General features: G+C 63.0%; 11 protein-coding genes. All 11 read left to right on the forward strand.

The window, feature by feature from the left end; genetic code table 11:
• Positions 1-2 precede the first annotated feature (2 nt).
• Complete coding sequence (locus tag JFT44_RS11745) at positions 3-1,154, forward strand: acyl-CoA dehydrogenase family protein (RefSeq protein ID WP_120733147.1); 1,152 nt, start codon at positions 3-5, stop codon at positions 1,152-1,154.
• A 98-nt stretch (positions 1,155-1,252) separates the two neighbouring features.
• On the forward strand, positions 1,253-1,702 hold the full coding sequence (locus JFT44_RS11750; RefSeq protein ID WP_198830703.1) for an SRPBCC family protein: 450 nt from the start codon (positions 1,253-1,255) through the stop codon (positions 1,700-1,702).
• A 166-nt stretch (positions 1,703-1,868) separates the two neighbouring features.
• Positions 1,869-2,315 carry a DUF411 domain-containing protein gene (locus JFT44_RS11755; RefSeq protein ID WP_057959482.1) on the forward strand — a complete coding sequence of 149 codons (447 nt, stop codon included), beginning with the start codon at positions 1,869-1,871 and terminating at the stop codon, positions 2,313-2,315.
• A 3-nt stretch (positions 2,316-2,318) separates the two neighbouring features.
• Entirely contained in the window at positions 2,319-2,747 is a 429-nt protein-coding gene (locus JFT44_RS11760; RefSeq protein ID WP_057436587.1) for a YqaA family protein, read from the forward strand.
• A gap of 33 nt (positions 2,748-2,780) precedes the next feature.
• On the forward strand, positions 2,781-3,734 hold the full coding sequence (locus tag JFT44_RS11765; protein ID WP_057959481.1) for a D-2-hydroxyacid dehydrogenase family protein: 954 nt from the start codon (positions 2,781-2,783) through the stop codon (positions 3,732-3,734).
• Between the two features lie 558 nt (positions 3,735-4,292).
• Positions 4,293-5,852: a glycogen synthase GlgA gene (gene glgA, locus JFT44_RS11770; protein WP_057436591.1), complete on the forward strand. Its 1,560-nt coding sequence runs from the start codon at positions 4,293-4,295 to the stop codon at positions 5,850-5,852.
• Between the two features lie 14 nt (positions 5,853-5,866).
• Positions 5,867-7,624 (forward strand): malto-oligosyltrehalose trehalohydrolase, encoded by a 1,758-nt coding sequence (gene treZ, locus JFT44_RS11775; protein ID WP_057959480.1) that lies wholly within the window; start codon positions 5,867-5,869, stop codon positions 7,622-7,624.
• A complete protein-coding gene (gene malQ, locus JFT44_RS11780; RefSeq protein ID WP_198830704.1) occupies positions 7,621-9,705 on the forward strand; it encodes a 4-alpha-glucanotransferase in 2,085 nt (694 codons plus the stop codon). The genes treZ and malQ overlap by 4 nt, the downstream gene beginning before the upstream one ends.
• Positions 9,702-12,455 (forward strand): malto-oligosyltrehalose synthase, encoded by a 2,754-nt coding sequence (locus JFT44_RS11785; protein ID WP_198830705.1) that lies wholly within the window; start codon positions 9,702-9,704, stop codon positions 12,453-12,455. Before malQ ends, JFT44_RS11785 begins: the two co-directional genes overlap by 4 nt.
• 23 nt (positions 12,456-12,478) lie before the next feature.
• Positions 12,479-12,709, forward strand: coding sequence for a DUF2934 domain-containing protein (locus tag JFT44_RS11790; RefSeq protein ID WP_057444084.1), 231 nt, complete (start codon positions 12,479-12,481; stop codon positions 12,707-12,709).
• A gap of 112 nt (positions 12,710-12,821) precedes the next feature.
• Entirely contained in the window at positions 12,822-14,963 is a 2,142-nt protein-coding gene (gene glgX / locus JFT44_RS11795; protein WP_057436597.1) for a glycogen debranching protein GlgX, read from the forward strand.
• Position 14,964: the final 1 nt, after the last annotated feature.

Here is a 14,964-nt window from a genome sequence, read left to right on the forward strand (position 1 = left end):
TCATGCAAGATATTGAATTTACAGAAGAACAAGTCATGATTCGCGACATGGCGCGCGACTTTGCCCGTGGCGAAATCGCGCCCCATGCCCAGGCCTGGGAAAAGGCCGGCTGGATCGACGACGGCCTGGTCGCCAAGATGGGAGAACTGGGCCTGCTGGGCATGGTAGTGCCGGAAGAATGGGGGGGCACCTATGTGGATTACGTGGCCTACGCCCTGGCCGTCGAGGAGATTTCTGCGGGTGACGGCGCGGTAGGCGCGCTGATGAGTATCCATAATTCAGTGGGTTGCGGGCCGATCCTCAACTACGGCACACAGGCACAGAAAGAAACCTGGCTGGCCGAACTGGCCAGCGGCCAGGCCATCGGCTGCTTTTGCCTGACCGAGCCCCAGGCCGGCTCCGAAGCCCACAACCTGCGCACCCGCGCCGAATTGCGTGATGGCCAGTGGGTGATCAACGGCGCCAAGCAGTTTGTCAGCAATGGCAAACGGGCCAAATTAGCGATTGTGTTTGCAGTGACCGACCCGGAGTTGGGCAAAAAGGGCATTTCGGCGTTCCTGGTGCCCACCGACACCCCAGGTTTCACCGTGGACCGTACCGAACACAAGATGGGCATCCGCGCCTCGGACACCTGCGCCGTGACCCTCAGCCAGTGCAGCGTGCCCGAGGCCAACCTGCTGGGCGAACGCGGCAAGGGCCTGGCCATTGCCCTGTCCAACCTGGAGGGTGGGCGCATCGGTATCGCCGCCCAGGCCCTGGGCATTGCCCGCGCAGCCTTTGAAGCGGCGTTGGCCTACGCCCGTGACCGGGTGCAGTTCGACAAGGCCATTATTGAGCACCAGAGCGTGGCCAACCTGCTGGCCGACATGCAGACCCGCCTCAATGCCGCACGCTTGCTGATCCTGCATGCCGCACGGTTGCGCAGTGCGGGCAAGCCGTGCCTGTCCGAAGCCTCCCAGGCCAAGCTGTTTGCTTCGGAAATGGCCGAAAAAGTCTGCTCTTCGGCGATGCAGATCCATGGCGGCTATGGCTACCTGGAAGACTACCCGGTGGAACGCTACTACCGGGATGCGCGGATTACGCAGATTTATGAGGGTACCAGTGAGATCCAGCGCATGGTGATTGCGCGGGAGTTGAAAAACTATCAGCTATAGCGCTTGCCGGCGTTACGTCGAAAAAAGCCTGGAGACTCCCGTGCGTTGTACGGGAGTGCGACTATTCTGACAGTTCCTAGCCGCACAGGAGGTGTGACATGAATGCAGTTGAGCACCCGCTCCGCGTCGAGCGAATCAGCCAGGAACGCTATATCCAAGCCCCCATCGAAACCGTCTATGACTACGTGACCCAGCCCGACCGCTGGCACGAATGGCACCCCACCTCGTTGAGCGCAGACACCGGTACCAGCGGCTCACTGCCCGTTGGCCAGCGCTTCACCGAAATGATCGACCTGCTGGGGGTACGAGTGCCCATGAGCTACCGGGTGCAGATCGCCGTGCCGCCCCGGGAGTTCAAGACCGTGTTCACCTCCCTCGCCGTGGATGGCAGCATTCACTACTTTCTCCAGGCGCGTGGCAGCGGCACCCTGTTTACCCGGGTGCTCAGCTATGAGACCGATCTGCAGCTCGATACCTTGCAAGCGCGCATGGTGGCGCTGTCGAACCAGGCCATGGACCAACTCAAGCAACGCCTGGAGTCGTTCTGAGCTGACAAACTTGTCATCTTTCTCTCAGTTTGCTGACAGCAGCGGACGCTAAGCTCCGAGACTGTCGCGTGCGCGTATAATTTCGAAACATAACCACCTCACCTGCTTCGCAAAAGCGCGGACAATGCGCGCTCTTTGCGCACTCCGTAACCGATGGGACCTGTCTATGAAAACCACCCTGCGCCTGACTTTGCTGTCCGCCCTGTTCATGACTAGCCTGGCCCAGGCCGCCGAACTGATCCCGATTGACGTGCATCGCGATGCCAACTGCGGCTGCTGCAAAAAATGGATCAGCCACCTCGAAGCCAACGGGTTCAAGGTCAACGATCATGTGGAAGCCGACATGAGCTCGGTCAAGCAGCGCCTGGGCGTGGCTCCGCGCCTGGCGTCCTGCCATACCGCGGTGATCGACGGCAAGTTCGTCGAAGGCCATGTGCCGGCCGATCAAGTGTTGGCCCTGCGCAAACGCGACGATCTGTTGGGCATCGCCGCACCTGGCATGCCCATGGGCTCGCCAGGGATGGAAACCCAGGGCATGAGCGACGCCTATCAAGTCATTGGCCTGACCCGCGCCGGCAAAGATGTGGTGGTAGCCGAATACCCGGCCCACTGATCTATGTTTGCAGGCTATGCCGGGCTGTTTCTCAGCGCTTTCGGGGCGGCTACGCTGCTACCGCTGCAATCGGAAGCGGTGCTGGTGGCGCTGCTGCTCAATGGCAGCTACTCGCTGTGGCTACTGCTCGGCATCGCGACCCTGGGCAACGTATTGGGCTCGTTGGTCAATTGGTTGCTGGGCCGTTCGGTCGAGCTGTTCAAGGACCGTCGCTGGTTTCCTGTGAGCGCTGCACAGTTGGAAAAGTCCCGCGGCCATTATCGTCGTTGGGGCCATTGGTCACTGCTGCTCAGTTGGCTGCCGATCATCGGCGACCCACTGACCCTGGTGGCCGGCGTGATGCGGGAGCCGCTCTGGCGTTTTATATTGATCGTCAGCCTGGCCAAGGCGGCCCGTTACGCGGTGGTGGCAATGGCTGTGCATTGGGTGTAACGGTCATCCCCAGTTAACGCAAGGCAGGTGTGTATGTCAGTACAGATCGCAGTCATAGATGATTGGCAAGACGTCGCGCGGGACGTGGTGGATTGGTCCGTGCTGGAGGCGGTCGGCCAGGTGCATTTCCTGCACGACTATCCGGCCGATACCGCCACCCTGATCGCTCGCTTGCAGGGGTTTGAGGTGATTTGCGTGATGCGCGAGCGCACGCTTTTCGATCAGGCGCTGTTGCAAGGGTTGCCGGCGCTTAAACTGCTGGTCACCGGTGGTATGCGCAATGCGGCCATCGACCTGGCCGCGGCCAAGGCCCTGGGCATCCAGGTGTGCGGCACCGACAGCTACAAGCACGCGGCGCCGGAGCTGACCTGGGCGTTGATCATGGCATCCACGCGCAATCTGCTGGCTGAATCCAACGCCCTGCGCGCCGGCCAGTGGCAACAAGGGCTGGGCGGCGATCTGCATGGCAAGACCCTGGGCATCCTCGGCCTGGGCAGTATTGGCCAGCGCGTGGCGCAGTTTGGCCAGGTGTTTGGCATGCGTGTGATTGCCTGGAGCGAAAACCTTACCCCGGAACGCCCCGCCGCCGTGGGGGTAACCTGGGTCAGCAAGCGCCAATTGTTCGAGCAAGCCGATGTGCTGTCGATTCACCTGGTGCTCAGCGAGCGCAGCCGTGGACTGGTGGATGCCCAGGCCCTGGCCTGGATGAAGCCCAGTGCACGCCTGGTCAACACGGCACGCGGACCGATCGTTGATGAAGCGGCGCTGGTCGATGCACTGCGCCATGGCCGATTGGCCGGCGCAGCGCTGGATGTGTTCGGGCAGGAGCCATTGCCGGCGGACCATGAGTTCCGCCATCTGCCCAATGTATTGGCCACACCCCATGTGGGCTACGTCAGCGAGCAGAACTACCGGCAGTTCTATGGGCAGATGATTGAAGACATCCAGGCATGGGCTGCGGGGGAGATACGGCGCGGCCTGAACTGATAAAAAACATTAGATATCACCTATAACTCATTGATATATAACTATATTAACTCTTAATAAATTACTTTAAGCACGACCGCGCACCACTATCGAGCAGCACTGCCTCGGCGCCCCGCCAAGAGGCACCCATCCCCTGTGGCGAGCGGGCTTGCCCGCGTTGGACTGCGCAGCAGTCCCCCTCTCGTGCCTCTACACACCCAGCCATCGATACGATCCCCACCCACCACACCGCCGCAAAAAAGATATTGTCCTACAAATTTTTCCCACAGCCCTTGCAGGCTCTGGGCTGTGTCCTAGACTGATGACCGATGGGTCACGATCAGAACAAAAGCCCCCGCAATAAATCGAAACTTTCCAACTCTGCCGTAGGTCAGGTTTAAGGTAGGACGCACGCCACCGGCGCCAGCCGGACGTCCGCCCATCCAATCTATTTATCAGTTCGGTGCAATTGGCATAAGCCTTGCCAGTCTGTGCAGTGCTAGTGCGCGTGACCGCAGGACGCGGTTGATTTTCGCTGGGGCCTCAGGCGCTCAGTTGACCAACACATGGGAGAGAACAATGATAAGTGCCGCTTCGGGAACTCAGGGACAGCGTTTTAGTCAGCCGGTCGATGGACCAACCACCTTGGTTGACCTTCCCGGCCCAGTGCGGTCGGTGTCGTCGCAAAATCCCAATCGTAAGAAAGTACTGTTTGTGACCTCGGAGCTGGCTGATCTGGTGAAAACCGGCGGCCTGGGGGATGTGTCCGCTGCCCTGCCCCGAGCCATGGCCCACCTGCACGATGTACGGGTGCTGATTCCGGGCTACCGCCAGGTGCTGGACAGCGACAACCCGATCCATATCATCGGCGAACTGGGCGGGCATGCCGCGCTGCCACCGTGCAAGATCGGGCGCATGGACCTCAAGGACGGCCTGGTCATCTATGTGCTGATCTGCCCCGAACTGTACGAGCGTGAAGGCACGCCCTATGGCGCCAACAACGGCCGCGACTGGCCCGACAACCATATCCGCTTCGCCCGCCTGGGCCTGGCCGCCGCCGATATCGCCGCCAACCTCGCGCAAATCCACTGGTGCCCGGACCTGGTGCATGCCCACGACTGGCCAGCCGGCCTGGCGCCGGCCTACATGCACTGGCGGGGTTCGCGCACCCCCACGCTGTTTACCATCCATAACCTGGCCTATCAGGGCGTGGTCAGCTTGGCCTCGTGCCCGGAACTGGGGATTCCCGAACATGCCTTGCAACAGGAAGGCATGGAGTTCTACGGCAAGATGTCGTTCCTCAAGGCCGGCATGGCCTATTCCAGCCATATCACCACGGTCAGCGCCACCTACGCCCGGGAGATCACCACCCCCGAGTTCGGCTGCGGCCTGGATGGCTTCCTTGCCAGCAAGACCCAGCAAGGCCTGCTCAGTGGCATCCCCAACGGCATTGATGAAAGCTGGGAGTCGTCCACCGACCCACACCTGGACCACCCATTCAATATCGGCGACTGGCAAGGCAAGGCGGTCAACGCAAGCCACGTACGCAAGCTGTTCGGCCTGGACGCGTCCAGCGGCCCGCTGTTTGCCGTGGTGTCTCGCCTGGTCTACCAAAAAGGTCTGGACCTGACCGAAGCCGTCGCCGGCTTTATCGTCGAAAACGGCGGGCAAATTGCCATTATCGGCCGTGGCGAGCCGGAAGAAGAACAAGCCATGCGCGCCCTGGCCCTGCGTTTCCCCGGCCGCATCGGCGTGCGGATCGGCTTTAACGAAACCGACGCCCGCCGCATGTTTGCCGGCAGCGACTTTTTATTGATGCCCTCGCGCTACGAGCCCTGCGGCCTGAGCCAGATGTACGCCCAGCGCTTCGGTTCGCTGCCGGTGGCGCGCAATACTGGCGGTCTGGCTGACACCATCGAAGATGGCGTGACCGGCTTTTTGTTCGACGAATCTACCGTCGAAAGCTACGAAGCCGCCCTCGCCCGTGCCTTCAAGGTGTTTGCCTTCCCCGGCCTGCTCAACGCCATGCGCTGCCGGGCCATGTCCGCGCCATTCAACTGGTGCCAGGCGGTGGAGCCCTATGCCGAACTTTACGAACAACTGGTAGCGAAAGCGCTGGGAAAATCAGGAAAAGTATAAAGAGGTTAGGATAGATGCCGTCACGGACTCTGGAAACATGGCCCCACGGCGCGATCATGCAGGATGCGCAACACACCCGCTTCGCCCTGTGGGCGCCTGATGCGTTTTATGTCAGCGTCGAGCTGCAAGGGGGGCAGTCGGTGCCCATGCTGCCCCAGGCAGCCGGCTGGTTTGTGGCTGACGTGCGCTGTGGGGCCGGTACCCGCTACCACTTTAATATTGATGGCGAGCGCGATGTGCCGGACCCGGCATCGCGCCTCCAGCACGCGGATGTACATGGCGACAGCGTGGTGGTCGATCCCTTGGCCTACCCCTGGCGCCACAGCGCCTGGCAGGGCCGACCCTGGCATGAAGCGGTGATCTACGAGCTGCATGTGGGGGTCCTGGGAGGCTACAGCGCTGTAGAGCAACACCTGCCACGCTTGGCCGAGTTGGGCATCACCGCCATTGAGCTGATGCCGCTGGCGCAGTGTCCTGGCGAGCGTAACTGGGGCTACGACGGGGTGCTGCCCTACGCGCCGCAAGCGTCCCTGGGCACGCCGGAGCAGTTGAAACAGCTGATCGACAGGGCCCATGAGCATGGCCTGGCGGTGATTCTGGATGTGGTCTACAACCACTTCGGCCCCGACGGTAACTACCTGGGCCAGTACGCCAAAGGCTTTTTCCGCGAAGACACCCACACCCCCTGGGGCGCCGGGATCGACTTTCGCCGCCGCGAGGTGCGCGACTTCTTTATCGACAATGCGCTGATGTGGCTCCTCGAATACCGCTTCGACGGCCTGCGCCTGGATGCGGTGCATGCCATCGACGACCCGTCGTTCCTCAAGGAACTGGCCCAACGGGTGCGTGAGCAGGTGGACCCGGACCGCCATGTGTGGCTGGTGCTGGAAAACGAATTCAACCAGGCCAGCCTGTTGCAGCAGGGTTTCGATGCGCAATGGAACGACGACGGGCATAACGCCCTGCACGTGCTGTTGACCGGCGAGACCGACGCCTATTACGCCGACTTTGCCGACGAACCCACCGCCAAACTGGCGCGCTGCCTGGGCGAAGGCTTTATCTATCAGGGTGAGACCACGCGCCACGGTACCCGGCGTGGCGAATCCAGCGAGCACTTGCCGCCCAGTGCCTTTGTGCTGTTTTTGCAGAACCACGACCAGATCGGCAACCGCGCCCTTGGCGAGCGCTTGCATCAACTGTGTTCGCTCCAGGCGTTGCAGGCGGCGACCACCTTGTTGCTGATGTCGCCGATGATCCCGCTGCTGTTCATGGGTGATGAGATCGCCGCCGAGCAGCCCTTCCTGTTCTTTACCGACCATCACGGCGAACTGGCCGAGGCCGTGCGCGAAGGCCGACGCAATGAGTTTGCTGACTTCGCCGCCTTCAGCGACCCCGAGCGCCGCGCGCAGATTCCCGACCCCAACGCGCTGCAGACCTTCGAGCGCTGCCTCCCGCAGTTTAGCCAGGCGCCTGCGGCGCTGTATCGCCAACTGCTGGGCCTGCGCCGGCAACATATCGTGCCCCACCTGCCCGGCAGCATGGCCCTCGGCGCGCAGGTCCTGGGCCAGGGCGCGGTATCGGCCCGCTGGCGGATGGGCAATGGCAGCATCCTGCAGATAGACCTCAACCTGAGCCCGGCCACCCTGCACCATCCGGCCGGCATCACTGAGCTGTTCAGCACCAGCAGCGACCCTGGGTCACTCACGCCCTTCTGCGCCCGCGTCAGCCTGACGCCGGGCGACACCTCATCACCTGTTGGAGAGCACCCTTGAGCGAAGCGCAATTGGAAATACTCGCCAGCCGCGCGGGCCTGGCGGTGGATTGGATCGACGCCAATGGCCGTCCGCAACATGTCAGCGCCGACGCCTTGCGCGCCGTGCTCAACGGCCTTGGCCACCCCGCCGACACCGATGAAGCCATCGCTGCCAGCCTGCAAGACCTGGAACGTGTGCAACGAGACCGGCACCTGGCGCCACTGTTAACCGTGGATGTCGGCAGCAGCCTCGACCTGGCCGCATACTTTGCTCCCGGCACGCCGTGCCAGGTTTACCTGGAGGATGGCAGTACCCAAAGCCTTGAGCTGGACGCCGAGGCCAACCTGCCCGGCACCTTGCCCGTGGGCTACCAGCGGGTACAGATCGGCGGCCAGTCCTTCACCCTGGCTGTCGCGCCCCTGCGCTGTTTCAGCGTGGCCGAGGCGGTGGACAGCCAGCCTGCCCGTGCGTGGGGCCTGAGCGCCCAGTTGTATGCCTTGCGCCGTAGCGGCGACGGCGGTTTTGGCGACACCCAGGCCCTGGAACAACTGGCCCGCGCCGCCGCTGAACGGGGCGTCGATGCCCTGGCTATCAGCCCGCTGCACGCAATGTTCAGCGCCGATACCACGCGCTACAGCCCCTACTCGCCGTCCAGCCGACTGTTCCTCAATAGCTTGTACGCCTCGCCGGGGTGCATCCTCGGCGAGCGCGCAGTGCGCAGCGCCATCGAGTCCACCGGGTTGGCCGATCAGCTGCAGGAACTGGAACAACAAAGCCTGATCGACTGGCCTGCCGCCGCCAAGGTCAAGCAACGCCTGCTGCGCGCCCTGTATGAGGACTTCTGCCAGGGCGAGCACCCGCAGCAGGCGGACTTCCTGAGCTTTCGCCAGGCCGGCGGTGAGGCCCTGGAAAACCACTGCCGCTTCGAAGCCATCCAGGCCGAGCGCGCCGCCAACGGCGAAAGCCTCGACTGGCGCCAGTGGCCCGAGGAGTGGCGCGATCCAGGCAGCGCCGCGCTGGCACAATTTGCCGCCGAGCAAGGCGAAGCCATTGGCTTCTATGCTTTTAACCAATGGCTGATCGCCCGCTGCCTTGAACGTGCGCAACAAGCCGCCCGCGGCAGTGGCATGGGCATCGGCCTGATTGCCGACCTGGCCGTGGGTGCCGATGGCGCCGGCAGCCAGGCCTGGAGCCGTCAGGATGAACTGCTGGCCGACCTGACGGTGGGTGCGCCACCGGACATCCTCAACCGTGCCGGCCAGGGCTGGGGCATCTCCGCGTTCTCTCCCGAAGGCCTGAAACGCAACGGTTTTCGCGCGTTTATCGAAATGCTGCGGGCCAACTTCGCCCATGCTGGCGGCTTGCGTATCGACCATGTGATGGGCTTGCAACGGCTGTGGGTGATCCCCAGGGACGCTTCACCCAAACAAGGCGCTTATCTGTATTACCCGGTGGACGACCTGCTGCGCCTGCTGGCCCTGGAATCCAGCCGGCACCAAGCGATTGTGCTCGGCGAAGACCTGGGCACGGTGCCCGAGGGCCTGCGGGAAAAACTCAGCGCCCGGGCCATGCTGGGCATGCGCGTATTGCTGTTCGAACAGGACCACGGCGGGCGCTTCACGCCGATCCTCGACTGGCCGGATAACGCCCTGGCCACCACCAGTACCCATGACCTGCCGACGCTCAATGGCTGGTGGCACAGCCGCGATATCGACTGGAATGTGCAACTGGGACTGATCGACGCGCCGACGGTGGAGCAATGGAGCGAGCACCGCCAGCGCGAGCGTGAAGCACTGCGCCAGGCCCTGGTTCAAGACCCGCAGAACTTCCTCGATGAACTGCGCAACGAAACCGACCACATGCTCGATGCCAGCGTGCGCTACCTCGGCCACACCCGTGCGCCGCTGGTGTTGCTGCCCCTGGAAGATGCCCTGGGCGTCGAAGAGCAAGCCAACCTGCCTGGCACCACCGACACCCATCCCAACTGGCGACGGCGCCTGCCGGGGGACGCCGCGCACCTGCTCGACGATGACAACGCTGCGCGCCGCCTGGAGTTACTGGCGGTCGCCCGTAATCAAGCCCTAGAGCGTGACCGATGAACAGCGTCTTGCTACGAGCCACCCAGCGTCTGCAATTTCACAAAGGCTTTACCCTCGATGATGCGGTGCCGCTGGTGCCGTATTTTGCCCGCCTGGGCATCAGCCACCTGTATGCATCGCCCCTGCTCAAGGCCCGCGCCGGTTCAATGCATGGCTACGACGTGGTCGACCCGACCACCGTCAACCCGGAACTGGGCGGCGAACCCGCCTTGCGTCGCCTGGTGGCGGCCCTGCGCGCCCATGAGATGGGGCTGATTCTGGATATCGTGTCCAACCACATGGCCGTCGGTGGCAGCGACAACCCCTGGTGGCTGGATCTGCTGGAATGGGGGCGCCTGAGCCCTTACTGCGAATTCTTCGATATCCAGTGGCACTCCCCCGACCCGCTGCTCAAGGGCCAACTGCTGATGCCCTTCCTCGGCAGCGATTACGGCGAGGCCTTGCAAAGCGGCAACCTGCCCCTGCGGTTTGACCCGGCCCAGGGTAGCTTCTTTGTCGAGCACTACGAGCACCGCTTCCCGATCTGCCCCAGGGACTACGGCGATATCCTGCGCCTGCATCCGCCCCTCAAAGAGCTGGCCGACCGCTTCAGCGCCCTGGCCTATCAGGCCGATGCCTGGCCCCTGGCCGCCAGCCTGAAACAGGAACTGGCCGTACAGGCGCGCGCCCCCCTCAACCTGACAGCCATCGAGCACATCCTGGCGCTGTTTGATGCGCGCCAGCCCGAGGGATTTTCCCGGTTGCACCAACTGCTGGAGCAGCAAGCCTACCGCCTCGCCAGTTGGCGCACGGCGGCGGATGACATCAACTGGCGGCGCTTTTTCGACGTCAACGAGTTGGGCGGCCTGCGGGTGGAGCGGGCCACGGTGTTCGAGGCCACCCACCGCAAGATTTTCCAGCTGATCAGCGAGGGCCTGGTGGATGGCCTGCGCATCGACCATATCGACGGCCTGGCCGATCCCCGTGGCTACTGCCGCAAGTTGCGGCGCCGGGTGGATGGATTGTCGCCGAGCCGGCACTTGCCGATCTTTGTCGAGAAAATCCTCGGCACCGGGGAAACCCTGCGCGAAGACTGGCGGGTAGATGGCACCACCGGCTATGAGTTCATGAACCAGGTGTCGCTGGTACAGCACGACCCCCAGGGGTTCGAGGCGTTGGCCCAGCTGTGGAGCGAGGCCAGCGAGCGGCCGTCGGCGTTTATCGAGGAAGCCTGGCTGGCCCGGCAACAAATCCTCAACGGCTCCCTGGCCGGGGATTTTGAGAGCGTGGCCCAGGCCCTGCTGCAAGTGGCCCGCGCAGATGTGATGAGCCGTGACCTGACCCTGGGCGCGATCCGCCGCGCCTTGCAGGAGCTGATCGTGCACTTCCCGGTGTACCGCACCTACATCAGCGCCTGTGGCCGCAGCGCCGCTGACGAGGCGCTGTTCCAGCAGGCGCTGGCCGGTGCCCGTGGGACTTTGAGCGAAGCCGACTGGCCAGTGCTCGACTACCTGCAACAGTGGCTCGGCGGCCAACTCTGGCGCGAACGCCCGGTGGGGCAGCCGCGCAAGATCCTCAAGCATGCCTGCGTGCGTTTCCAGCAACTGACCTCGCCGGCAGCCGCCAAGGCCGTGGAAGACACCGCTTTCTATCGCTCGGCAGTGCTGCTCTCGCGCAATGACGTGGGTTTCAGTACCGAACAGTTCAGCGCGCCCCTGGCCGAGTTCCATGCCGCCAACCAGCAGCGCCTGCAGACCTTCCCCGATAACCTGCTGGCCACCGCCACCCATGACCACAAACGCGGCGAAGACAGCCGAGCGCGCCTGGCGGTACTCAGCGAGTGCGGGCCCTGGTATGCCGAGCAGGTGCAACAGTGGCGCAGGCTGGCGGCGCCCTTGCGCGATGATCCGGCCATCCCCTCGGCCGGTGATGAGCTGATCCTGTATCAGGTGCTGCTGGGCAGTTGGCCCCTGGACCTGGGCATTGAGAACACCGACGACTATCAGCAGCGCCTCTGGCAGTGGCAGCAAAAAGCCCTGCGCGAAGCCAAGCTGCACAGCAGCTGGAGCGCCCCCAACGATATTTATGAGCAAGGTGTCGAAGCCTTCCTCAGGCGCTTGTTGCTCGAGCCCGCTGGGCTGACCTTGCGCACCGCGATCCACGCGGCGGCCGAGGCCATCGCCCCCGCCGGCGCGTTGAACGGGCTGGCGCAATCCTTGCTGCGCAACACCGTGCCAGGCGTGCCGGACCTGTACCAGGGCGACGAATTCTGGGACTTGAGCCTGGTGGATCCGGACAACCGGCGGCCGGTGGATTTCAATGCCCGGCAACAGGCATTGGCGGCAGCACCCGGCGCCTTGCTTGAGCGCTGGCGTGACGGGCACTTGAAGCAGGCGCTGATTGCCCAGGTGTTGAACCTGCGCAAGGCCTACCCGTTGTTGTTTGCCAGGGGACGCTATGTACCGCTGCAAGTGCTGGGCCGGCATGCCCAACGGATTGTCGCCTTCAGCCGCGAATATCAAGGCCAGTGGCTGTTGGTGGTGGTGCCACGCTGGACCCACGCTCTGCTTGAAAACAGCGCCCAGCCCCGGGTGGATGCGCAGGTTTGGGGCGATACCCGGATCACATTACCGTTCGACGCCACGCTGCAAAATTGGAAGGGACTTTTGCAAACAGGCGCAGTCACACCCAACAAGGAGCTACTGATCAGCGCTGCCCTGGGGGTACTCCCGGTAAATGTCTTTATCCATTCTGACGATCAAGAAAGCTGAAATTTTCTGTGAGGAGCATTGCGATGAGCACCGAAGACAAACGCGTTCGTGAATTCGCGTATCAGATATGGGAGTCCGAAGGTAAACCTGAGGGCCAGGAAGCCCGTCATTGGGAAATGGCCCGCAAGCTGGCCGAAGCCGAGGCCCTGACTCCGAGTAAGCCCAAGACCGGCACCAAGGCCAAGGCAAAGCCGGCCGCGGAAAAACCGGCGGTCGCCAAAAAGCCACGGGCGGCGCGTAAGCCTGCCGGCTGATCCACCTTCCCACAGGAGCCGGCCACCGGCTCCTGCAGCACACTCAACGATTGATCTGACCTGATGTCAGCACGGCCCCGTTCGGCCTGAAAAACCCTGCAGGAGCAACACCATGAGCAAGACACCCGCTACCGAGCCATCGCGCATTCGTGAAGGCTTGCCCTTCCCCCTCGGCGCGACCTGGGATGGTCTGGGGGTCAATTTCGCGCTGTTCTCGGCCAACGCCACCAAGGTTGAGTTGTGCCTGTTCGACGATACCGGCGAAGTCGAGCTGGAACGTATCGAGCTGCCGGAATACACCGACGAGACCTTCCACGGCTACTTGCCCGATGCCCACCCCGGGCTGATCTATGGCTACCGGGTATACGGGGCCTACGATCCCGCCAACGGCCATCGCTTCAACCACCATAAATTGCTGATCGACCCCTATGCCAAGCAATTGGTGGGCGAGCTCAAATGGTCCGAAGCGTTGTTTGGCTACACCATCGGTCACCCGGATGCCGACCTGAGTTTCGATGAGCGCGACAGCGCACCCTTCGTGCCCAAATGCAAAGTCATCGACCCAGCCCATACCTGGGGCAACGACCAGCCGGTGCGCACCCCGTGGGACCGCACGATCATCTACGAAACCCATCTGCGCGGCATCAGCATGCGCCATCCTTCGGTCCCTGAAGCGGTGCGCGGCACCTGCGCCGGGTTGATGGTGGACGATGTGCTCAAGCACATCCGCCAACTGGGGGTGTCCTCGGTGGAGTTGCTGCCGGTGCATGCCTTCGTCAATGACCAGCATTTGCTGCAAAAAGGCATGACCAACTACTGGGGTTACAACAGCATCGCCTTCTTTGCCCCCGACCCGCGCTACCTGGCCAGCGGCAAGATCGCCGAGTTCAAGGAAATGGTCGCGCACCTGCACGAGGCCAAGCTGGAAGTGATCCTCGATGTGGTCTACAACCACACCGCCGAAGGCAACGAGCAAGGCCCGACCCTGTCGATGCGCGGCATCGACAACGCCTCCTACTACCGCCTGATGCCTGACGACAAGCGCTTCTATATCAATGACTCGGGCACCGGCAACACCCTGGACCTGAGTCACCCTTGCGTACTGCAAATGGTCACCGACTCCCTGCGTTACTGGGCCACCGAGATGCATGTGGATGGCTTCCGCTTTGACCTGGCGACCATCCTCGGGCGTTATCACGACGGTTTCGACGAGCGTCACAGCTTCCTTGTGGCCTGCCGCCAGGACCCGGTGCTGCGCCAGGTAAAAATGATCGCCGAGCCTTGGGATGTGGGCCCCGGCGGTTATCAGGTGGGCAACTTCCCGCCGGGCTGGGTGGAGTGGAATGACCGTTTCCGCGACACCGTGCGCGCGTTCTGGAAAGGCGATGACGGCCAGTTGGCGGACTTTGCCGGGCGCATGACCGCCTCCGGCGAAATGTTCAACCAGCGCGGGCGCCGCCCCTACAGCTCGGTGAACTTCATCACCGCCCACGACGGCTTCACCCTGCATGACCTGGTGTCCTACAACGACAAGCACAACGAAGCCAACGACGAGAACAACCAGGACGGCAGCAATAACAACCTGTCGTGGAACCACGGCGTCGAAGGACCGACCGAAGACCCGGAGATCAACGCGCTGCGCCTGCGCCAGATGCGCAACTTCTTCGCCACCCTGCTGCTGGCCCAGGGCACGCCGATGCTGGTGGCCGGGGATGAGTTCGCCCGCACCCAGCACGGCAATAACAACGCCTACTGCCAGGACAGCGAAATCGGCTGGGTCAACTGGGAGCTGGATGAGGATGGCAAGTCCCTGCTCAAGTTCGTCAAACGCCTGATCAAGTTGCGCTTGGCCTACCCCATCCTGCGTCGCGGGCGCTTCCTGGTGGGCGACTATAACGAGGACATCGGGGTCAAGGACGTGACCTGGCTGGCCCCCGATGGCAATGAAATGACCATCGAGCAATGGGAAGACAGCCAGGGCCGTTGCCTGGGCATGTTGATGGATGGGCGCGCCCAGGAAACCGGGATCCGCCGGCCGGGGGCCGATGCTACGCTGCTGTTGGTGGTCAATGCGCACCATGACCTGGTGAACTTCCGCTTGCCCCAGGTGCCGGATGGCGGTTTCTGGACCTGCATGGTCGATACCAACCAGCCGGCCGTGCGCGGCCAGGAACGTTTCGATTTTGACCATGAATATGCCGTGACCGGGCGCTCGCTGCTGCTGTTCGAGCTGCAACACGAGGAAGAGGTGTGAA

The organism is Pseudomonas sp. MF5691, assembly GCF_016405645.1.
GTDB lineage: Bacteria > Pseudomonadota > Gammaproteobacteria > Pseudomonadales > Pseudomonadaceae > Aquipseudomonas > Aquipseudomonas shahriarae.